This window comes from Rhodohalobacter halophilus, from assembly GCF_001715195.1.
GTDB lineage: Bacteria > Bacteroidota > Rhodothermia > Balneolales > Balneolaceae > Rhodohalobacter > Rhodohalobacter halophilus.
Genome location: NZ_MDWE01000007.1, coordinates 48,511 through 71,059 on the forward strand (window position 1 = coordinate 48,511; position 22,549 = coordinate 71,059).

Below are 22,549 nucleotides of genomic sequence, written 5' to 3' on the forward strand. Positions count from 1 at the left end.
GATGGATCCACTTACACACGGGCTGGTTGGAGCAGCAGCTGCTCAATCCGGAGCTGAAAAAGATAAACTGAGACCTGCGGCTTTTACCGGTGCTCTTTCTTCCATGATGGCTGACCTGGATTACTACATTCAGATCCCATCCGATCCGCTTTTTAACATTGAAATTCATAGACAGTTTAGTCACTCACTGATTTTCATTCCTGTTGGGGCACTCTTCGCCTCGGTTCTGCTGTGGTGGTTTTTTAAGAAGTATCTCACTTTTAAGGAGCTCTACATCTACTCCATTTTAGGCTACGCCACGGCCGGACTCCTTGATGCCTTTACCAGTTATGGCACTCAGCTCCTCTGGCCATTTCTTGATACTCGTTTTGCCTGGAACCTGATCTCTGTTATTGATCCGGTTGTCACGATCGGCCTGATTTTATTTGTTGGATTTGCTCTTCTGAAAAAGCAAAAAAAGTGCGTCTGGTTTGCAGGAGGCTGGCTCACCTTTTTTCTGCTGTTTGGATGGGTTCAACATCAGCGAGCTACCTCAGCTGCAGAAAATCTGGCTGAAAACCGTGGGCATACCATTGAAGAGATGGTGGTGAAACCCACAATTGCCAATCAGCGTGTTTGGAGAGCCAATTACATTTCCAATGGCACGATTTACACAGACGCCATTCGCACCGGCCTGATTTCAGGAATTGATGTTTATGAGGGAGAATCGGCTCCGCGAATTATTATTGAAGAGGAGTTTTCGGAGTTTACCGGCACAGTGATGTACGAGGATCTGCTGCGATTCAAGTATTTATCCGAAAACTTTTTGATACGTCACCCTGAATACCCGGAGGTAATTGGAGATGCCCGATACGCGATGCTTCCTACCAAACTCTCTCCACTTTGGGGTGTCAAAACCGACACAACCCAAACCGATTTACATCTTCCGTTTCTCTACTTTCGGGATGCCGGCGAAGAGGTTCGTGAAAGCTTTATGGATATGCTGCTGGGTAAGTAGGTGAGATTTTTAGAAACTGTGGTTTAGTTCTTAAGAAAACGTGATTTCAGAATAAAAAAATATTAAAGCTGACAAATTCTCCCCTAATAAGGGGAGAATTTTGAAGTCGTTTAAAAAATCTCGCCAGTTCTAAAACTATTTTTGGGTTTGCCTCGTCTTTACACTAAACGACAATAAAAACGATCTCGGGGTTTGAAAAATCAGGATGATTCATATTTAATGAAGTACCTGCAAAATGGACATGAAACCTCTTTTCGGGTAATTGCCGACCAGTGGTATCCGGCGATCTATCGTTTTGCTTACCATTATTTCGGTAATCGGGCGGATGCAGCAGAAATTGCCCAGAAAACGATGATTAAGGTTCACCAGAATTTACAAACCCTTGAAAATCAGGACTCCTTCAAATCGTGGATCTACAGGATTGCTAATAATCTCTGCCTGGATGAACTGAAACGAGCCGGCAGGCGAAAATCGACTCCACTTGAGTCCGTTTCATTGAAGAATTTACTTGATGAGCGAACTCCATCAACAGAATTGGAGACGAAGGAGTTAAACGGCGCGATAGAGAAGGCGCTGGCAGAACTACCGGATGATCTCAGAGAAGTTGTTGTGCTTAAGCAGTTTGAAAATCTGACTTTTCGGGAGATAGCAGAAATTTTAAAAATCCCGGAAAGTACGGCCAAAACAAGGATGTACAACGGACTTAACGAGCTGGGTTCAATTTTAAAGAGATGGAATATTAATACAAACTACCTGAACAGAGATGGATAGAAAGAGTAAACAGCAGTTGATGGATTATCTTTTTGATGAAATGAACTCCGATGAACGCGAAGCGTTTGAAAGCAAGCTTCGGAGCAACCGTGAGCTTCGGGAAAGGCTGGAAGAGCTGAAAGCAACTCATTCCGTGCTTTCAGCCTATGGCAAGGACTTGGAAGTGAATATGCCCGCTGCTGATTTGGCTAAACCGTTTGCCGGATACAATAGCGAGGAGAAAGTGCATAAACTCAAATATGTTTGGATGGCGGCTGCGGCTGTTCTGATCATCACCATTTTTACCGGGTTATTTCATTCGGTGCAATTTGGAAAGACAGAGCAAGGGTACTATCTCGCATTTGGTCAGCCGCCGGTAACGAAGGGTATTGCTGAAGAGGAGGTGAATGAGATGCTTACCCAGATCCAAGCGGAAAATGCACTCATGTTGAATTCGATGATGGAGCAGATTCGGCAGGAACAAACAACTCAATTCAACGAATCGCTGACCGCCCTGGCCGACTACTACGAAGAGCGCCGGAACAGAGATCTGATGCTATTTACAGAAGGACTTCTTCAGCTTGAAGAGAACACTGCCAATCAAATTGATCAAACCAACCGGGCATTGAACGGAATTATCTACGCGCTGAGTAACGAATAATCAAAATTAAGAATAAAGCTATGAAACTGTTAAAAACGATTGTCTTTACCCTTACCTGCCTGTTCCTGTCCTACGTTTCTGTACAGGCCCAGGATGAGGCTCTGCAACGCGAGATGAGGATTGCAGAAAGTATATTAGGTGAAATATTTACAGCCGTTCCGGAAAACCCGATTCCATTTCTATTTGCGCGAAACGGACATGTCTCTTCGGAGTACATCTCCGGCTACGGAGTTCACTTAAGCGTGGGGGAAAGCATCTCCTCCCGTTCAATCAGCGTTTCCGGAACCGTACGTATTGAGCGCAATACCAGCGATGAGGATGAAGTTGTTGAGAGCCATTCAACAAGTGAGGCGGTTGAGGAGAAAGTGATGGAGTATATCACTCAGTACGCCTCAACAATGCAGAGTTTACCGGAAGATGAGGTGCTGAGAATTTCATACGGGCTGAAAAGATCATTTGATGGTTCCATTGCTGTAATAACCGGGCTTCAGGAATACACTCATTCTGTTCCAAAACTGAGCTTTGTGGTGAAATCGGAGGATTTGAAGCTCCATCGTGAAGGCAGGATTTCAGACAGACAGCTTCGCGATCGGGTTGAAAAGCAAGATCTATCAGAATATGGAGATGTTCGGGACCTGAACATTTTTGCTTCTGTTCTGGAAACATCCATCAATAGTACCGATACCGAACACCTTCGGGTTAGCCGAAAACCATCCTACGAATATCTGCCCGGACTTGGAGCACAATTTTATGTAACGGTTACAGGACGATCCCCCTTTAATTTTCCCGGATTGTTTGAGATGGCTCGCGAAATTGATTCTCTGAACTTTGACGACATTGACATCAATATTGATCTGGGAAATATTACCACTGAAAACAGTGGAGCAGGATCATTCCGGTTTCGAATGCCGGACAGCACCCGGTTTGAATTTAACATGGATACTCTTGTGTTTGATTCTGAAGAGTTCAGAAATCGTATTGCTGAAGTTCGCGAACGCAGTGAAGAGCTGAGAAAACGGGGTGAGGAAGTAAGAAGTGAAATCGAAATTCAGATGCGTCAACAAAACAGAGCCGATCTTTCCGGGGATTCTGAAAAGATAAAAGCAGCCATTCTGGAAACAATCAAAGATTATGGCAGCACGCTGCGCACACTAAAAAATGATGAACTGCTCACGATTACCATTGACTGGCGAGGCCGAAATGAAAGCCTGCCCGCTCAAACAAAAATCAGGATTTCGAAACAGGATTTACTAAATGGAAATGAACCGTTTATGGAAGATCTCAGCCGCAGATGATCCGTGAGATGACCTCTCACAAAAAGAAAGCCTCAACCGAATAAACCCGGATGAGGCTTTTTTGAAATCTGAATGTACCGATCTCAAATTAGTTCAATGTATAATCGAGTGTAATTTCGCAATTCAATACTTTTGAAACCGGACATCCTTCTTTTGCACCGTTTGCAAGTTTATCAAACTCACCTTCAGAAATTCCTGGGACGGATGCGTTTAGTTTTAGATCAACCTTTGTGATTGCCCAGCCGTCACCCTCTTTGTCGAGGGATAGTTTGGCATTCACATCGATGTTATCTGCTTTATACCCGGCTTTTTCCAGCTCTACGCTTAAAGCCATGGCGTAACATCCCGAGTGTGCTGCTGCAATGAGCTCTTCCGGATTGGTTCCTTTTTTGCCATCCTCATTTTCGAATCGAAGCTTTACTGAATATGGTTGATTGTCCAATGCTCCGCTTTGAGTTGTGAGGGTTCCTGACCCTTTTGTTCCATTCCCTTTCCAGGCTGCTTTTGCTGTGCGTTTCATACGTTTCTCTTTATTTAATTCGTGTTCAATAGTTTAAAAAATGTTGCTGTAAGATCGTTCATTATAAACAAAAGCAAGAGTAAAAAAATCAAGAGGATTTAATTTTTGAAGAAATTCTTGAAAGGAGTGTAATGCAATGGGGGAATAAACGGTTTTTAGTGCGGGAAAAATTTTAAAAGAGAAACTTTCAGTTGTGCGATTCGTAGAGCAAGACAAATCTCGAACAATATTCATGATCTATTATGGCTAAGAAAAAAACTAAAAAACGAATCTGGATCTCACTGGCAGCTATCATCATTTTTGGTGGCGGAGCTTTCTTTTACCTGAACGGGCAGTCATCCGGAAATGAAATTGAGGAGCAGCCTCACGTAATTGCAGAAATCGGAACGGTGATAGAAAAAGCACTGGCTGTGGGCACCATCGAGCCGGATAATGAAATTGAGGTGAAATCAAAAATTTCCGGTGTGGTAAATCGAATTTATGCCGAACCGGGTGATTTTGTGCAAGAGGGGGAACCGCTGATTGAAGTCCGCCCTGATCCGACTCCGCTGGAACTGGCAGAAGCCAAACGAAATCTGGAGCGAACAGAAATTGAGAAAGAGAATCTTGCTAAAGAGCTGCAGAGAATGGAGACTCTCCTCGAAAGGAATTTAGTATCTGAGCAGGAGTATGATCGAATTGCACAACAGTTTGAGGATGTAAAAGTACGTGAGCAGATTAACAGAGAACGGCTGGAGCTTTTGGAAAGCGGACGAATCATGATGGGTGAAACACTTGTAGAATCCGTAATTCGTGCACCTATTGACGGATACATTCTGGAAAAAATGGTGGATGTGGGTGAACCGGTAGTACCGCTTACATCGTATCAGGCGGGTACAGCTCTTATGAGTATCGCCGGAATGGATCAGCTACTTTTTAAAGGAACAGTGGATGAAATTGACGTAGGGAAAATGGAAGAGGGGATGCCGGCTGAATTGAAAATCGGAGCTCTGCCGGGACAGATTGTGAAAGGGGAAGTTTCAAGGATTTCACTAAAGGCTAAACAGCAAGACAACGCAACGGTTTTTCCAATTGAGATCAGAATTACTGATGCTCAGGGGGCGATTCTTAGAGCAGGTTATTCTGCAAACGCCGACATCATAATTAAACGGGTTGAAAACATGGTTACCATTCCGGAGCGTGTTGTAATTATGCGTGACGGTAAAACCTTTGTGGAAGTGCCGGGCAGTACACCGGGCACTCGGGTTGAGAAAGAGGTAGAACTTGGCCTGAGTGATGCCATCACCGTTGCGGTATTGGATGGTATGGAAGAAGGAGAAAAAGTTCTGGAAAAACCTGCAAAATCACTGACAGTTAGATAACCCGGCACTGATTATTTCGCAGTTGCAGGGGAATATCAAAATTTTTCAAACCGATCTGTATGACGCTTTTAAATCACATCACCGAACTTTTCCGAAATCTGAATCAGCAGAAGCTTAGAAGTTTCCTTACCATTTTCGGGATTATGTGGGGGACAGCTACTCTAATTTTACTGTTGGCGTTCGGGGTGGGTTTTAGGGATCAGACCGTGCTGAATATGCGTGGGATGGGAGATCAGCTTGCAATTATGTTTCCCGGGCAAACGACCAAGGCATATGAGGGGTACGGAGTGGGCCGGCCAATTCGATATCGGGAATCCGATGCGAAAATGCTCGAGGATCAAATTGAAAATATAGACGTGGCTACGCCCGAATATATTCAAAGTCTGCAGATTTCCAACGGAGACCGCCGGAGAAATTCAAATGTGGGTGGTGTCTATCCGATTTATCAGGATTTGCGAAATGTGTTTGAGCAGCCCGGAGGTCGCTGGTTGAACGGAAACGATATTGACGAAAGACGGCGGGTCATTTTTTTGGGTAACCGTTTGGCTGAAAACCTGTTTGGGGAGGCCGATCCGGTTGGGCAGCAAGTATTGGTACGGGATACGCCTTTTACTGTCATCGGGGTGCTTCAGGATAAAATTCAAAACTCATCCTACTCCCAGCGCGACATGGATCGGGCGTTTATTCCAGCCACAACATTTTCTGCCATGATGGGAACAGATTTGATCAACAATATTCTCTACACACCGATGGATCCCGCGCTGGCCAAACAGATTCAGGATGAAGTGTATGAAGTGATGGCAAGAAAACACCGGTTTGATCCGTCAGACAAAGATGCACTTGGCATCTGGGATACAAACGAATTCTGGGAGTTCATCAATATTCTGTTTCTCGGAATCAACGGATTTTTGGGGCTGATCGGATTTTTTACACTGGCCGTTGGCGGTATCGGGGTTGCAAACATCATGTTTGTGGTGGTACAGGAACGAATGAAGGAGATTGGAATTCGACGATCGGTAGGTGCAAAGCGGCATCACATTATGGGGCAGTTTTTTGTGGAAACGTTTATGGTGATTGGAATGGGTGCGGCTGCGGGTTACGGAATCGGGTGGCTATTGGTTGAGGCAACTCAGAATATTCCTATCAAAGAGTTTGTAGGTGCCCCCTACTTTTCACCGGAGGTAGGACTTATCGCTTTTGTGGTTTTGGGGGTTGTGGGATTTGCCGCAGGTATGCTGCCTGCTTGGCGGGCTGCCCGGCTGGACATTGTGGAGTGCCTCAGAAGGTAATTTAAATTGGTAACTATAAGGTTTGAACTATGTGGAGTAATCTTTTTCGTGAATTTTTTGCTGACCTGGGCAAGCAGAAGCTGCGGTCGTTTTTAACCATTCTGGCCATCGCCTGGGGAACTCTATCTGTTGTTCTGTTACTGGCTTTTGGAAGAGGTCTGGGGAACAGTATGATGGAGGGGATGCTTGGAGCAGGAAATCAGGTGATTATCATCTACGGTGGGCAGACAAGTGTAAACTATGAGGGGTTGTCGATCGGCCGGTCCATTCGGTTTACGGAAGAAGATGTGGATCTGATTAACAAGGCTGTGCCCGGCATTTCACATTCCAGTCCTCAGTATGGTAGATGGGGGGCTCAACTGCAGTATGGTGATGAAATTACAACGACTTACATGGAGGGTGTAAATCCGGATTTTGAAATCATGCGAACCATGTACCCGGCTGCCGGTGGACGATTTATTAACGAACACGATGTGGATGAGCAGCGCAGGGTTCTTTTTTTAGGAGATGAAATCGCTACGCAACTTTTTAAGGATGAGGACCCGATCGGTAAACAGGTGAAGCTCGACAATATGCCATTTACCGTTATCGGCGTGATGAAACCTAAAATGCAGACATCCATGAACAACGGTCCGGATGCCAATCGCGCAATCATTCCATATACAACCCTTCGCAATATTTACGGTAACCGAAATGTCGGTTCAATATTAATTCGGCCCGAAAGCCCGGAGCTGCAGGAAGAGATTAAAGCGGGAGTCACATCACTTCTTGCATCAAAATATAAGTTTGATCCGGCCGATGAACAGGCACTGCCTATGTGGGATTTTATTGAGCAGGAAGAGATGAATCAAAAGGTCTCAACAGGATTGGAAATATTCCTTTTTACGGTGGGGTTTTTTACACTGATGATTGCCGGCGTGGGTGTGGCAAATATCATGTTTGTGGTGGTTAAGGAGCGGACGCGAGAAATTGGTGTAAAACTCGCCGTTGGGGCACGTAAAATTCACATTATCACTCAATTTATGTTTGAATCGCTTTTTATTTCATTCTTGGGTGGCGGTATCGGGCTGGCTGTATCATCGGCGATCGTTTTTGGTGTTCTTTCTATGAACCTGACAACCGGCGCGGGTGAATTTCTTGGGAAACCTCAAATTTCGGAGATGGCTGTTATCGTAACGGTGGGGGTCCTGGCCTTGATTGGTCTACTTGCGGGAGTGTTTCCGGCATTAAAAGCCGCAAAAGTTGATCCGGTTGAATCTCTTCGGTACGAATAGTTTCGGGGGAACTCTGTTATTGATTTTAACATTGGCTTAACATTAATACAACAATTTGGTTATATCTTCTTTCGCGAAATAGAAATATCCAAAGCCGTTAATTTTACCGTTATTTGAACCCCATGGACTCTACTCTTAAAACTATTGGAGTATTTACGTTATTACTGCTTTTACCTGTTACGCTTTCAGCGCAATCTGCTTTAAACGACCTTGGTTTTAGCGGGCAGTTCTTTTTTTCATACGAGCGTACATTTGAGAATGTAGATGTAAACAATGAATTCCTTTTAAAGCGTGGCTACATCACGTTCCGAAGAGATATTTCTGATCGGGTAAAAATCCGATTCACGCAGGATGTAACGGTCGATCAGGAAGGGGACGGAGAGGGTGATATCGAGCTTCGGCTCAAATATGCACTCGTTAATATTGCTATGAAGGATTCCCGGCTAATTAAAAACTCCAGTGTTGAATTTGGCGTTGTAAGCCGCCCATGGATTGATTTCGAGCAGGATATAAACGATTTCAGAAGTCAGCGCTCCATGTTTCTGGACTACAATAAAATTTTAAGTTCTGCCGATTATGGAATTACTTACGCGGGGCAGCTTGGGGAAGATCTTCCGGAATCTAAACAGACGGGAATTCGATCCGCTCCGGGACGATACGGCAGTTTCAGTATTGGAGTTTACAATGGAGGCGGATATGCAGCACTCGAGAAGAATAACAACAAACTGATTGAAGGGCGACTCTCAATTCGTCCCTTGGCAGATAATCTGCCCGGATTTCAAACCAGTTTCATCGGCTCCTTCGGAAAGGGAAACATCCCGGAAAGCCCGGATTTTAGCATGGGTGCTCTGGCTCTTTCGTACGAAACCCAAAAATGGATCGGAATTCTACAGGGCTTTACCGGTACGGGAGATGCAGCGGGAAATTTTGTAGATCAAAACGTTGACCCGATTGATCTGAACGGATGGAGTCTGTTTAATGAGTTCAAACCGTTTGATTTTCCGGTCAGTTTAACTTTCCGATTTGATGAGCTGAATAACCGTGATCAATCTGAATGGCATACAAGAAAGTTTGTGACAGGGCTGGCTTATGTGTTTTCGAACCGATCCAAAATTATCCTGGATTACGACCGAAGCTGGTATAATGAGGTTGGCGGATCCAGAGCCGTGGACACTATAGAAATCATTACTGAGATTCGGTTTTAATCACTGCAATTATAACTTTTTACAATGTAATTTGTTAAAAGGCAATATTTTAGATCGTTGATCTTAAATTTTGTCTTAGCATGTCTCATTTACAAAAATACTTACTTTTCGCTCTTCTGTTATGGGTAGCACCCGCAGAGGTTCTGCAGGGTTTCCAGGCGGAGGTGTTCAATATAAGCGGGACAGTTATTGAAGGGGATGATGGAGAACAAACACCGCTTGAAGGCGTAAATATTCAGCTCTTCTCCATGCCGGATAGTGCAAGAGTTGGCGGTGCAGCTTCCGGCCGGGACGGTTCTTTCATTGTCCGGAATATTGCGGGTGGGGAGTATCTTCTTGTGGCTACATATCTCGGATTTCAGATGGAGAGAATAGAGCTTACCGTATCAGACACATCACCAGAAGATTTGACGATTGTAATGACTCCATCTCTTTTGGAGCTCGAAGAGTTTCAGGTGCAGGCGCGTCGCCCCCGCGTTGATGTTCGCGGTGATACAACCGCATTTTATGCGGATGGTTATCAAACCAACCGGGACGCCAACATTCAGGATCTGGTTACTCGAATGCCCGGATTCATTATTGTTGACGGAGTGATTCAGGCTCAGGGAGAGGATATTGTGAGTGTACTGGTTGATGGGGAGGAGTTTTTCGGGGATGATGCTGCCCTGGTGTTACAAAATCTACCGGCCGAAATAGTGAGCCAAATCGAAGTGTTTGATCGCCAGAGTGAACAGGCACGGTTTACCGGCTTTCGGGATGGCAATACAGACAGAACCCTAAATGTTGTTACAAAAGATGGGATGAATCGCGGACAGTTTGGCCGGCTGAATTCCGGCTACGGATCACAAGAGCGCTACATGGCCGGTGGAAACTACAACTATTTTCGAGGGTCTGAGCGTTTATCCGTTATCGGAATGACAAACAATGTCAATCAACAAAATTTCTCCAGCGAGGATCTGCTCGGAATTTCAGAGGCAGGTGGCAGCGGGCGAGGAAGAGGTGGTGCTACGCGTAATTTCAGAGTCGGTAGCCAAAGCGGTATAAGCTCAGTTCACTCTACCGGAATTAATTACAATAACAACTGGAACGACCAAACCAAGCTGAACGCGAGTTACTTTTTTAATCTGACAGATAATACACAAGAGATTCAGCGCGATCGTCTTTATCTGACCGGATTTTCGGCTGATCAGCAGTATGATGAGGATGTCAGAAATACCGGAGATGATTACAATCACCGGTTCGATATGCGCCTTGAGCATGAATTTGATGAGAACCGTTCGTTTATTTTTTCACCCCGTTTCAGCTTTCAAAAAAACAGTTCAGAACGATATAGTGATGCGTTCACGCTGGGGCCAAACAATCAGTTGATAAACGAAATCAACCAAATTAACAGCAACAGCCAGTCAGGTTACGATTTTTTCTCATTCATGCTCTATCGCCACCGATTTACAAAGGAGCGTCGTACCTTTTCAGCAAATGTAAGAACCCGTTTTAATGACCGATCCGGGGAGAGGCTTCAGCTTGATGATTCGCGATTTTATGATGGCGATGAAAACCGGGTAATTAACGATCAACAAACCCAGATATCCAATGGCGGCTATTCACTATCCGGTAATTTTTCATATACCGAACCGGTCACGGAGAACACCCAGCTGATGCTGAGCTATCGGCCGGGCTTCGACAGCAATGACTCCGTTCAGGATGTATTTCAGTTTGATGAAGCTACGAACAGCTACAGTTCTATCGATCCGGCTCTGACCAACCGTTACGATAACCGGCTTTTAACCAATGAATTTCGTGGCAGTTACCGGTTTGGAAACGACGATATCAGTGCAAATGTAAGTGCCTCTTGGGAGCACACATCACTGACCGGCAATCAGGAGTTTCCGGTTGAAACGGAGATCAATCAGACCTGGCAAAATTTTCTTCCGGGCGCCTTTTTTCGCTACAATTTTGGACGCAGATCAAATCTCCGGCTCTCTTACAACTCAAACACACGTACACCCTCAGTCCGTCAGTTGCAGGATGTAATCAATAATAACGATCCGCTCCGGCTCACCACCGGAAACCCCAACCTTGAGCAGCAGATGGATCACCGGGTCACTCTTCGCCTTCGATTTACAAACCCTGAAGAGGGAACCTCCTCTTCAGTTTATCTCTCCATGAACCTTACCGACAACTACATAGGAAACCGGACGATTGTTGCACAGGAGGATACACAACTGGATGATGGAGTTATTTTAAGGCAGGGTGCCAGGCTCGTTTCTCCGGAAAATATCGGAAGTGCGTTGAGCCTCTCATCACGGTTTAACCGAAGTGTTCCTTTTGATCTGATCTCCAGCAATCTGAATCTAAACGTGGGTGTGAGCTACAACCAGCGGCCATCATTTATTGATGAAGCAAAAAACTTAACGGATACCTACCGGTTTAATTCGCGAGCGCTAATCAGCAGCAACATTAGCGACCGGGTTGATTTTCGTGCCTCATACAGTGCCACCTACAACATCGTGGAAAACTCTATCCGCCCGGAGCTGAACAACAATTACTATACCGGTCAGGCCACCGGCTCTTTCAACATCATGCCTTTTGGCGGACTGGTTCTCGAGAGTGACTTTAATTTTCGCCACAATTCAGGTTTGGGAGATGACTTCAATCAAACTTCAGCATTCTGGAATGGGTCGATCGGGTATAAGTTTCTGTCTGATGAATCGGCTCAATTCCGGGTAACCATGTTTGATATACTGGCACAGAACAACAACATCAGTCGTAATATTTTTGAGGATTATATCGAGGATTACCGCTCAAATGTACTCTCTCGTTATGTGATCTTCTCTTTCAGCTACCGGTTTCGATCGTTTCCGAATCGGTGATGAGTGAAGATATATTGCGTATCTAGAGCGCGCTGAAAATAATTGGGCAATCGAATATCTACCCATATAATGTTCCTATGGAACATTCCCGCCAGCAATACTCCGTAATCATCTTTATCTGATTTGATGGTTTTTTTGATCCCTTTAGAAATCCGGCGTGAATTTAAAATTTGAAGGAAGTCCAGAGAAATTTTTAAATGCTGTTTTAAAAAAAATAACCATGAACAACATCGCTTAAAAAGATTCCTCTGTCCCGTTAGGGACAAAACAAGGGTAGGATCAAAGGTCAATTTCAAGTATTCAGTGTGCTGTCAGACATGCAACACAACCTGCAAACAGGGCGAAAATATGCTCTGAATGTCAGATCACTCAAACAAATCAGAGCTCAGATACCGATCTCCACGATCGCAGGTAATGCAGACGATCACGGCCTCGTCTAAATTCTCGGCCACTTTCAGTGCAGCTGTCAATGCACCGCCACTGCTCATTCCGGCAAAAATCCCTTCCTCTTTCGCCATACGCCGAGCCATCTCTGTGGCTTCCTCCTGGCTTACATCCACGGTTTGATCTACCCGTTCGGCTTCGAAAATTTTTGGCAAATACTCCGGTGACCACCTCCGAATTCCCGGAATGGATGATCCCTCCGTAGGCTGAGTTCCCACAATTTGCACATCAGGGTTCTGAGATTTCAGATATCGGGAAACACCCATAATGGTTCCGGTAGTTCCCATAGCCGAGACAAAGTGAGTAATCTTTCCATTTGTGTCGCGCCAGATTTCAGGTCCGGTTGTTTTTTCGTGCATCCGGTAATTGTCCGGGTTGGCAAATTGGTTCAGCTGAAAATATCCATGCCCTTCGGCCATTTCTTCAGCAAGCTGACGGGAGTACTCAATGGTCTTTTCAGCCGGCGTGAGAATCACCTCAGCACCATACGCCTTCATCGATTTCACCCGCTCTTCCGTGGCACTCTCCGGCATCAGCAGTTTGATTTCCAATCCCTTCATAGCGGCAATCATCGCGAGGGCAATTCCGGTATTACCACTTGTGGCCTCCACCAGTGTATCGCCAGGCTTAATATCGCCCCGTTTCAAAGCTCCATTAATCATCCCCAAAGCCGCGCGATCTTTTACGCTTCCTCCCGGGTTTTGTCCCTCCAGCTTACAGTAGATCTTCACATTCTTGTTAATCGGAATCTGTTCCAGTTCAATCAGTGGTGTGTTGCCGATAAGTTTTTCAAGCTTCATTGGGTATACAATTTGGTTAAAGTTTTGACCTGACAGTGTTCGTAAAACCTAGCAGCGTCTCGCCACATTTCATCATTTGTTAAACGCTGACAGATCCGGTTGGTGCTGTCAGGTTTATTAAAATTCCGACCTGGCAGCGTAAAGCCGGCTGTCGGTTCCTGCAAACGTCCAATCTTTTTCTTCACAACGCTGTCAGATTGTATCCGGCCATGAATGGCTGGCGTGTATGTTTAAGCCCAGTCCCGGACACCCCTCTCTAGGGGAGAGTGCCATTAGTAATTCATTTAAACGTAATCGTATCCGTTTCTCCTTCGGCGTTGGTCATCTTCGCCTGGTAGTAAATTTTTGAATTGGCCGGTACACTCTTGGTCAGCCACACATTTCCGCCGATGATGCTATTCTCGCCTATCACCGTTTCACCGCCCAATATAGTGGCTCCGGCATAGATCACCACACCATCATTAATTGTTGGATGACGCTTTTTCTTGGCATCTTCTTTCTTTACACTCAATCCACCAAGCGTTACACCCTGATAAATTTTAACGTTTGAACCGATGACGGTTGTCTCGCCAATGACAATGCCGGTCCCGTGGTCAATACAGAAATGATCACCGATTTGAGCCCCCGGGTGGATATCTACACCGGTCTGGCGGTGGGCGTGTTCTGAAATAATGCGAGGGATTAAATTTACACCGTGTGTTAATAATAGATGAGCAATTCTATATGCTGCAATCGCATAAAATCCGGGATAGGTTCGAATCACTTCACCTTTACTTTGAGCGGCCGGATCCCCCATGTAGATCGCCTCTATATCACGTAAAAGTTTTTGTCGAATTTCTGGTAGTTCATTGAAAACTTTCTCCTCTAAACCATTCACGCCACTTTTTACACACTCCTTGTTGTGATCAAAAATGGTTCTCAGTCTCTTTTTCAGTTCATCAAGGCGCTGAACGATTTCATCGGCATCTTCAAACCGATCCATGGCAAATTCGGGAAACAGAACTCCGAGCAGATCATCAAAAAACTGAATTACCATCTCCGGCGGCGGGCATTTTGACGCTTCCTTATGTGATTGTAGTAACTCCTGAATAAATGAGGCTTGATTCTTCAATGTAATTTTTTGCTGTTAGTCTTAATTGGATAACCTCTAATTTAACAAACTGCCGGGACTTCCCGTTTACACGTGTACAAACTGTTACAAAAATATGGTTCGTATTTCGGGTTTTTTGTGTAGAATCTGACTATAACTCAAATTTCAATCGTTTCTCAATCTTATGAAAGCTCAAAGTATTACATCTTTTCTTATTACATCATTACTGATGTCGGCCCTCCTGCTTATTCCATTCTCTGATGGAATGTCTCAAAACAACTGGAATACCTCAACTGAGAAGGAGGAACGCCCGCTCTTTACCGAACATTTCACTCCACAAGAGTTTGCTGATCGGCGTAATCAGGTTTATAATGAAATAGGGGGGAGTGCTTTTGCCGTCATTCAGGGCGCACCGATGCCGATGGGTTTTCAATTTTTTCGCCAGAACAACGAGTTTTACTATCTCACCGGCATCAAATCTCCTTATGCCTACCTGATATTGGATGGAGCCTCAGGGAGTGCTACCGTTTATCTACAGGATCGAAACGAACGACGAGAGTATGGCGAAGGGAAAGTACTCTCTTATCAGGACGCGGATTTGGTGAAAGAGCTTTCCGGAATTGATGAGGTGAAACATATCACAGATTTGAAGCGTGATTTAGAGGAGTTGAATCAGAATTCTGCATACAGCACGGTTTATACTCATATGAGTCCGTACGAAAACCTGGGAGTTACAAGGTCTATTGCAAACCGAACCCTCGGTGATCGCGAGAACGATCCATTTGATGAGAGACCCGGACGACACCTGGAATTTATTCGTCACCTTGAAGAAATGACCGCAAATCTGGCAATGGAGAACCTGGACCCGATTACAGATGAGATGAGAAAAATCAAAAGTTCTGCTGAAATAGCACTGATTACAAAATCGAGTGATTTGCAGGCGGAAGCTATTATGGAAGTAATACGCTCAACCAAAGTTGGGATTAAGGCGTATGAAATGGAAGCAATTGCCCGGTACATGTATTGGAAAAACGGGGTGGAAGGTGAGGGTTACTACGCCTTAACGCACATTGGACCTGATGCCTACATGAATCATTACCACGGCAGTGAAAGGCCTGCCCGTGACGGTGATATGATTCTTATGGATTATGGGCCGGTTTATAACTACTACACGAGCGATATGGCCAGAATGTGGCCTGCAAATGGAACATTCAACCCCGTCCAACGGGAGCTTTATGGGTTCTATGTTGCTTGGTATGATACCATTCTGGATAATATTGAGATCGGCCTCACCCCTCAGGAGATTATGCTGAACGCCCTGGAAGAGTTTGATTCGGTGTTTGCGGAGATGGAGTTCTCAAAATCAATTTATCGGCAGGCAGCAGAAGACTTTATTGACTCATACAGGCAGAGGGCGCAAAACCCGAGAATGGGTCTGGGCCACGGAGTGGGGTTGGCCGTTCATGATGTAGGCGACTACTCGACACCTGTTGAACCGGGGATGGTTTTTGTGATAGAGCCGCAGTTCAGGGTTCCGGAGGAGAATATTTATGTTCGTCTGGAAGATATGATTGTGGTTACCGAAGACGGCGTAGAGGTGATTACAGATTTTGTACCCCGTGATATTGAGGGAATTGAAGCACTGATGAGGGAAGAAGGTTTACTTCAGAAATTTGATTTTAAGCTGGATGAATAAATCCGATGAATCACGGCTTAAATTTTTCTTGCTGTAATATTTTTAAGTCGGTAAACCTGATACTATAGGAAATCACAGATTTTCGTAGAATATTGCTGTTGCAGTTAACTTTAACTTCAACAAGGAGATAAATCTATGAGCCTGTTAGCCGACTTTAAAAAATTCGCCATGCGCGGAAATGTTCTGGATCTGGCCGTTGCGGTTGTGATTGGGGCCGCATTCGGGAAGATTGTGACATCTTTTGTAAATGATGTTTTAATGCCTCCCATTGGATTGCTACTGGGCGGTATCGATTTCACCGATTTTATCATTACGCTGAAAGATGCAACCGGGGAAGCCGCGGCGGTAACCGTCAACTACGGTGTTTTTATTCAGCATATCGTTGACTTTACCATTGTAGCTTTTTCAGTTTTTATGGTGATTAAAGCCTTCGAAAGGATGAAAAAGAAAGAAGTTGAGAAGCCTTCTGTTCCACCCAAGCCGTCAGCGGAAGAGGCACTCCTTACAGAGATTCGTGATCTGCTGAAAGCGAAGTGATAATCTGGAGAGCGATCCGGCCGCTCATTAATAGTCGTGGGCGGCACGAAAGGTCAGGAATTCATTGATATTATTCATATCAAGTACCCCTACGAGTTTGCCACTGTCTACAACCGGGAAAAAGTTTCTGTTTCCCGGTTTTAACTCCCGGTAGGCAGCGGGCAGCGGATCTTTAGCCTGAAGAGTCACGACGTTGGTTTCCATTACATCACGAACGGGAGTCTCTTTACCACGATCACGCAGGGCAGGAGCCAAGTCGGACATGAACAGAATTCCTTCAACATTCCCATTTTCTTCGACAATAAAATCCTGTTCAGTGCTGGCCAGAATTCGGTCTATAGCGATCTGAAGTGTATCATTGGGGTTTAGAGTTGTGAAATCCGTTATCATGGCATCTTCAATGTCATTCCCCTGAAGCAGGCTGATTTGTTGAATGACAATGTTTTCGGAATGCGCACCAAAATAGATGAATACGGCGATGATGGCCAGTATGATGTTTGAAAAGAGTCCAAACAGAAAGAAGATGAGAGCCAGGAATTTTCCGAGAGCCGTTGCCACCCGTGTTGCCTGAACCCTGCTCATTCGTGTGGAGAGAATTGCTCTGAAAACCCTCCCCCCATCCATTGGAAATGCAGGAATCATGTTGAATGCAACAAGAGCAACATTGACAGCAAAAAGATGGAAAAGGAAATTGTTAGCAGTAATACCGCTCAGTTGTTCTTCAAGCAGCTCAGGATCATCAACAAGAAACTGATCGACCGGTACAATGAGCCAGAGCAACAGCGCAATTACAACGTTGATCATCGGCCCGGCAATGGCAATGATAAACTCCTCTTTTGGGTTCTCGGGCATATCCTTAAGGTTGGCTACACCTCCAATAGGGAGAAGGGTGATATTCCTTGTTCCAACACCGTACCGGCGTGCAGCAAGTGCATGGCCAAATTCGTGCAGAACAACACAGATAAATAGCGCTATTATGAAGATGAAATGCAAGATCAGGTCGGCAAAACTGCCGTCGTTGGCATAAACCATAAATCCGATAAAGAGAAACAGAAGCCAGAAGGTCCAGTGAATCTGAACTTTAATTCCGGCAAATCGACCTAATTGAAGGGAAGCGCTCATGAGAACAGGATTAAAAATAAAAAGGCTGTCTTCCCAAGATAGAAAGACAGCCTGAATTTAGAAAGTGTCAGGAGAATTTTTTTAGGGCTTTATCAAAAGCCGTTTTCATCTCTTTTCTGGATTTTTCAATCCCCTTTTTGATGTCTTCCCAGGCGTCTTCGCTTGCATCCTCAAGTTGTTCAAGCTTTCGTTTCAGCTCTTCTCTTTTCTCTCTGAGAGTGTTCAGCTCCTCTTTATATTCTGTTTCTACATCCACCTGCTTTTGACGAGCTTTTGCTTTCAGCCGGTCAATTTCGGCTTTCCATTCATCCAATTTTGCCTCGATTTTTTGGCGATATGCTTCTCTTTTTTCCATTGGTTTCACATTTTGTTTCTCTTTCTATGTGTTTACCTAACAGTAGTTTGCGTGATTATCGTTCCAATAGTACTTGCCATAAATTTGGGAAACAAAAAAGGGATGCCCGAAATTGATCAGACATCCCATAATGATTTTCAGGAGTAAATGTTACACCTTTTTGAACAACGTGATGGCGTTGTGTCCGCCAAATCCAAAGTTGTTGCTCATGGCTGTATTAACGGTTGTTTCCCGGGCTTCGCCCACCACAATATCGATGTTCTTTGGGATCTCCGGATCAATCGTTTCGGTATTGATCGTTGGAGGAATCACATTCTCCTTCACAGCCATAACCGACAGAAATGCTTCTGCAGCTCCGGCAGCACCCAACAGGTGTCCTGTCATAGATTTGGTTGCACTGATGACCGGTTTCTTCTTGCTACCGTCGTACAGTTTAGAAACCGCCTTGGTTTCGCTGATATCACCTACGGGGGTTGAGGTGGAGTGAGTATTGATATAATCCAGCTCATCCGGAGTTATTCCGGCCTCTTCCAGGGCGAGTTTCATTCCGCGCAGGGCCCCCAATCCTTCCGGATGAGTTGCCGTCAGGTGGTAGGCATCGGCGGTCATAGCGGCACCTACAACTTCAGCATAGATATTGGCTCCGCGCGCTTTGGCGTGCTCATACTCCTCCAGAACAAGCGCTGTTGCTCCTTCTCCCATCACAAAGCCGTCTCGGCTCGGATCGAATGGACGGGAAGCCGTTTCGGGCTCATCATTGCGTGTACTCATCGCCTTCATGGCGGTAAATCCACCAATGGTCGCTTCAGTAATCGGAGCTTCGGATCCGCCGGCAATAAACGCTTTGGCTTTGCCCATTTTAATATAGTTGAAGGCATCCATAATGGCAGTATTGGAGCTGGCACAAGCAGAAATAGTTGTATAGTTGATTCCCATCAGGCCGAACTTCATGGAGATCATTCCGGAAGCCATGTTCGGAATCAGGCGGGGTACAAAAAATGGGCTGAAGCGTGGCTTGTAATCACTTTTTACATAGCTTTTAACTTCATCTTCAAACGTTCCCATGCCGCCTTGTCCGGTTCCCCAGATGACTCCGATATCGAACGGTGATTCCTTATCCAGATCAATGCCGGCATCTTCCCACGCTTCGGCAGCCGCATAAAGTCCGTATTGGGTGAACAGGTCAGATCGTTTAATTTCGTTTCTGTCGAGCCGGCTTTTTGGATCAAAGCCTTTCACTTCGCATGCGAAATGAGCCGGAAATCTTTCGGGATCAAATTTTGTGATGGGGGCCGCACCACTTTTTCCATTTACAGCGCTTTCCCAATATTCGGAGGCTGTATTTCCAAGGGGTGTGAGGGCGCCAAGGCCGGTTATTACAACTCTTGTGTTGTTCATTCTTTATAAGTAAAGTTTTTCGTTGGTTTAAATTTGTAGGTTGATGTCCGGTCAGGTTAAAAACTTACAGGATGTTCGGAAATCAGAGTTCGTTTATTTTTTCTTCAAGTTCGCTGAGCAGTTCGCCATAGCGTGCCCACTCTCCATTTTCGAGAGCTGACTTCAGGTCTTCCCAAATGGATCGTATCTGCTCAAGTGTTTGCCGATCTATCGCCATGCCTTCGGGCAGGGCATCGCCGGGGAGTCCTTCCTGTTGCTGAACAATGGGTGAAGTAGCAACAATTGGAGCTGCTTCATCACCGAAGAGTTCAAAAAGTGCCTGATCGAGAGTTGGCTGCATGGAAATAGCATCCCCAATGGCAACAATAACCCGCTGAAGCTGAGGGATATCTACACCATCGGCAAGCAGAAATACAGGCTCAACATAGAGGAATGAATTTTTGATTGGTATTACCATCAAATTTCCTCGAATAACACGAGATCCCCGCTGATCCCACAAGGCAATCTGCCGTGAAATCTCCGGATCCTGATCTATTCTTGCTTCGATCTGTGCCGGCCCGTAAATCAGCCGCTCTTTAGGAAGCTTATAGACAACGAGGTTTCCATAGTTCCCCGGGTCGGATTTGGCCGCCATCCAGGAGATCATATTATCGCGATTTTCCGGTGTGAGCGGACTGATAAGCATAAACTCAAGCTGTTCTGCTTGGGGAAGTCGAGCCAGAACGTAATAAGGGTCCATTAAGGTCTGTCGCCCGCCGTATTTTTCATTGGGGCGTGTCCAGAGGTCTTCCTGATTGTAAAACACCTGTGGGCGCGTCATATGATATCGGGCGAATGTTTCGATCTGAACTTCAAACAGATCCTGAGGATACCGAAACTGTTCGTCCAGCCCTTCAGGTAGTTCATCGAGTGATTTAAAAACGTCCGGAAATATTGAATCATAAACATCAAGAACAGGATCATTCTCATCCACAATATAGTAGTCTACTGTTCCTTCATACGCGTCAATCACAACTTTTACTGAGTTTCGAATGTAGTTGAAACTGTTTCGGTATCGTTGTGAGTAAGGAAAATGTTCAGATGTTGTGTAGGCATCCTGAATCCAGTAGAGTTTGCCATCATTGAGTACAAGGTATGGGTCGCGATCGAGCTGTAGGAATGGGCTAATTTTTCCGATTCGTTCCTGTACACTCCGCCAGATCTGAAGACGGCTCTCTTCTGTAATGTAGTCGGTCAAAAGTATGTTTACATCTCCCAGCTCCCAGGCAAAAAGCAGTTTTTTGAAAAAACTGTCGATCTGAATGCCTCCCTGTCCGCTGTAGTGTGTGTATACATTTTCATCTCCATCGGGGTAGTGGAGCTCCTCAACACCGGAATTTACAATGTAGTACCCGGAGCTGTTTTCTCCATAATAAATAGCCGGGTTATCTACCCGGAGATCTTCACTGTTCCAAGCAGGCGGCAGGTTACGGATGTATAGCTGTGGTTCACCCTGACGATTGGTTTCGGTAACCGGATTCATCACCAGGCCATAGCCGTGCGTGTATTGTAAGTGCCGGTTTATCCATGTATCGGACTGGCTGGGGAGCGTCCGTGCAATTTCTCTGGCAGAGAGCATCATCTGCTTTACCTCTCCGTCTACCATGTAGCGATCATTATCAACAGAGTAGAACTCGTAGTAGGATCGAATTTCCTGAAGCTGTTTATAGGTGTTGAGCAACAGACGGGAATCCCAAAGACGGATATTATCGATAGCATCCCGGTTATTGGCGATGTCGGAAACCGTGAGAGTGTCATCGGCCAGATAATCAACCTCTTCTACATTATGTAAGTTGTATGCGAGCCGTGTCATCTCAATATTGCGTTCCAGGTAGGGCGACTCCAGCTCCAGCTCATTTGGCTCTACACTAAACTGCTGAACGACACTCGGGATTACACCGCGTCCAACGATCATAACTAAAACGGTTAAAATGGCCAGGCCCGGAACGGCTTTCCCGGTTTTTATCCACCGGCTGACAAGAATTAAGATTGCCAGAAACAGGGTAAGAATAAACAGAATCCAGATTGCCGGAAGCTGGTACATCACATCTGTATACCCGGCTCCAAATACAATCCCGTCTGCCTTAAACACAAGACTGTATCGATCCAGGTAGAACCCCCAGGCAAGAAGGCCCAGCCAGAGAGAGACGTTCAGTTTGATATGGTTGAAAACGGTTTTGCTGCCGCTGAACTCTGTAAAAGAGCGCATCATCAGAAGGCCGGTAAAAATGTAAGCCATCACAATAATCAGCAGTGTGATAAATACGATGGATGTAAGCGAGGATTGAACCAGGTCCCAGAATGGGAGTTCAAACATAAAAAAGCTGATGTCCCGCCCAAACATCGGATCGGTTTCGCCGAATGGTTTGCTGCTGATGAACCTCAGTGACTCATCCCAGCGAATGTAAAAGCTAAGAGCAAAAATCACCGCCATAATCAACCCGCCAAGCGTAAAAAACTGTTTGATACGTTTACCGGCAAAGTCGGAGTCGAGGTTGATGTTGGAACCCTGCAGGGGTGAGGCACTCAAATTTGCATGCTTGAGCTGACCGGCCAAGAAGCGGAAATTTGGAATGAAAAAGAGAGCTGCTACTGTAAACGCGAGCAGAGTTAGAATAACCTGCGTTCCACGCAGTGTCCAGAATATTTGAGAGTATCCCAACTCTTTCAACCACATCCACTCGAAGATGTAGCTTGAAGAGAGGGAGAGTAGAAAGAGAGGAATCGCAATCAGAGCGATGATGCGTAATACGCGTAGATTCATATTGCTTGGTTAAAGTCCACCTTTTAGGTTTGCCTGCGAAAAATACGAATTTACTTTATCAAGCCCGAAAACGATTCTTACA

At 45.3% G+C, this 22,549-nt stretch carries 18 protein-coding genes; 11 read left to right on the forward strand and 7 right to left on the reverse strand.

The annotated features are described in order from the left end of the window. The first annotated feature begins 1 nt into the window (after window position 1). The 4 genes from BG260_RS02740 (at window position 2) to BG260_RS02755 (ending at window position 3,703) form a co-directional block, all read left to right on the forward strand. Window positions 2-997, forward strand: a complete 996-nt coding sequence (locus tag BG260_RS02740) for a metal-dependent hydrolase (RefSeq protein ID WP_069130417.1) — start codon at window positions 2-4, stop codon at window positions 995-997. A gap of 219 nt (window positions 998-1,216) precedes the next feature. After that, on the forward strand, window positions 1,217-1,768 hold the full coding sequence (locus BG260_RS02745; protein ID WP_069130418.1) for an RNA polymerase sigma factor: 552 nt from the start codon (window positions 1,217-1,219) through the stop codon (window positions 1,766-1,768). After that, on the forward strand, window positions 1,761-2,408 hold the full coding sequence (locus tag BG260_RS02750; RefSeq protein ID WP_069130419.1) for a hypothetical protein: 648 nt from the start codon (window positions 1,761-1,763) through the stop codon (window positions 2,406-2,408). Before BG260_RS02745 ends, BG260_RS02750 begins: the two co-directional genes overlap by 8 nt. Window positions 2,409-2,428: 20 nt before the next feature. Then, on the forward strand, window positions 2,429-3,703 hold the full coding sequence (locus BG260_RS02755; RefSeq protein WP_069130420.1) for a hypothetical protein: 1,275 nt from the start codon (window positions 2,429-2,431) through the stop codon (window positions 3,701-3,703). A gap of 88 nt (window positions 3,704-3,791) precedes the next feature. On the opposite strand, the gene BG260_RS02760 is transcribed toward BG260_RS02755, so the two are convergent. Then, window positions 3,792-4,223, reverse strand: a complete 432-nt coding sequence (locus BG260_RS02760; RefSeq protein WP_069130421.1) for an OsmC family protein — start codon at window positions 4,221-4,223, stop codon at window positions 3,792-3,794. 242 nt (window positions 4,224-4,465) lie between these two features. Here BG260_RS02760 and BG260_RS02765 point away from each other — a divergent pair, with 242 nt between their 5' ends. From BG260_RS02765 to BG260_RS02785, 5 genes are all read left to right on the forward strand, one after another. Beyond that, window positions 4,466-5,584 carry an efflux RND transporter periplasmic adaptor subunit gene (locus BG260_RS02765; RefSeq protein WP_069130422.1) on the forward strand — a complete coding sequence of 373 codons (1,119 nt, stop codon included), beginning with the start codon at window positions 4,466-4,468 and terminating at the stop codon, window positions 5,582-5,584. A gap of 59 nt (window positions 5,585-5,643) precedes the next feature. Next, a complete protein-coding gene (locus BG260_RS02770) occupies window positions 5,644-6,873 on the forward strand; it encodes an ABC transporter permease (RefSeq protein ID WP_069130423.1) in 1,230 nt (409 codons plus the stop codon). Between the two features lie 29 nt (window positions 6,874-6,902). After that, the gene (locus BG260_RS02775; RefSeq protein WP_069130424.1) at window positions 6,903-8,147 is read left to right on the forward strand and encodes an ABC transporter permease; all 1,245 of its coding nucleotides are present in this window, start codon (window positions 6,903-6,905) and stop codon (window positions 8,145-8,147) included. A 122-nt stretch (window positions 8,148-8,269) separates the two neighbouring features. Continuing rightward, window positions 8,270-9,352 carry a hypothetical protein gene (locus tag BG260_RS02780; protein ID WP_069130425.1) on the forward strand — a complete coding sequence of 361 codons (1,083 nt, stop codon included), beginning with the start codon at window positions 8,270-8,272 and terminating at the stop codon, window positions 9,350-9,352. An 80-nt stretch (window positions 9,353-9,432) separates the two neighbouring features. Then, complete coding sequence (locus tag BG260_RS02785; RefSeq protein WP_069130426.1) at window positions 9,433-12,222, forward strand: TonB-dependent receptor; 2,790 nt, start codon at window positions 9,433-9,435, stop codon at window positions 12,220-12,222. 365 nt (window positions 12,223-12,587) lie between these two features. Here BG260_RS02785 and cysM read toward each other — a convergent pair whose 3' ends face one another. Both cysM and epsC read right to left on the reverse strand, forming a co-directional pair. Continuing rightward, the gene (cysM, locus tag BG260_RS02790) at window positions 12,588-13,466 is read right to left on the reverse strand and encodes a cysteine synthase CysM (protein ID WP_069130427.1); all 879 of its coding nucleotides are present in this window, start codon (window positions 13,464-13,466) and stop codon (window positions 12,588-12,590) included. A 280-nt stretch (window positions 13,467-13,746) separates the two neighbouring features. Next, window positions 13,747-14,577: a serine O-acetyltransferase EpsC gene (epsC, locus tag BG260_RS02795; protein ID WP_069130428.1), complete on the reverse strand. Its 831-nt coding sequence runs from the start codon at window positions 14,575-14,577 to the stop codon at window positions 13,747-13,749. Window positions 14,578-14,785: 208 nt separating this feature from the next. On the opposite strand from epsC, the gene BG260_RS02800 reads away from it, so the two are divergent. Continuing rightward, window positions 14,786-16,252, forward strand: a complete 1,467-nt coding sequence (locus tag BG260_RS02800) for a M24 family metallopeptidase (protein WP_176719419.1) — start codon at window positions 14,786-14,788, stop codon at window positions 16,250-16,252. A gap of 135 nt (window positions 16,253-16,387) precedes the next feature. Then, window positions 16,388-16,789 (forward strand): large-conductance mechanosensitive channel protein MscL, encoded by a 402-nt coding sequence (mscL, locus tag BG260_RS02805; RefSeq protein WP_069130430.1) that lies wholly within the window; start codon window positions 16,388-16,390, stop codon window positions 16,787-16,789. A gap of 27 nt (window positions 16,790-16,816) precedes the next feature. Here the strand turns inward: mscL and BG260_RS02810 are convergent, their stop codons facing one another. From BG260_RS02810 to BG260_RS02825, 4 genes are all read right to left on the reverse strand, one after another. After that, entirely contained in the window at window positions 16,817-17,911 is a 1,095-nt protein-coding gene (locus BG260_RS02810; protein WP_069130431.1) for a site-2 protease family protein, read from the reverse strand. A gap of 67 nt (window positions 17,912-17,978) precedes the next feature. Further along, window positions 17,979-18,266, reverse strand: a complete 288-nt coding sequence (locus tag BG260_RS02815) for a sll1863 family stress response protein (protein WP_069130432.1) — start codon at window positions 18,264-18,266, stop codon at window positions 17,979-17,981. 150 nt (window positions 18,267-18,416) lie between these two features. After that, window positions 18,417-19,664 (reverse strand): beta-ketoacyl-ACP synthase II, encoded by a 1,248-nt coding sequence (gene fabF, locus BG260_RS02820; RefSeq protein ID WP_069130433.1) that lies wholly within the window; start codon window positions 19,662-19,664, stop codon window positions 18,417-18,419. Window positions 19,665-19,746: 82 nt separating this feature from the next. After that, the gene (locus tag BG260_RS02825) at window positions 19,747-22,467 is read right to left on the reverse strand and encodes a UPF0182 family membrane protein (protein ID WP_069130434.1); all 2,721 of its coding nucleotides are present in this window, start codon (window positions 22,465-22,467) and stop codon (window positions 19,747-19,749) included. Between the last annotated feature and the right edge of the window lie 82 nt (window positions 22,468-22,549).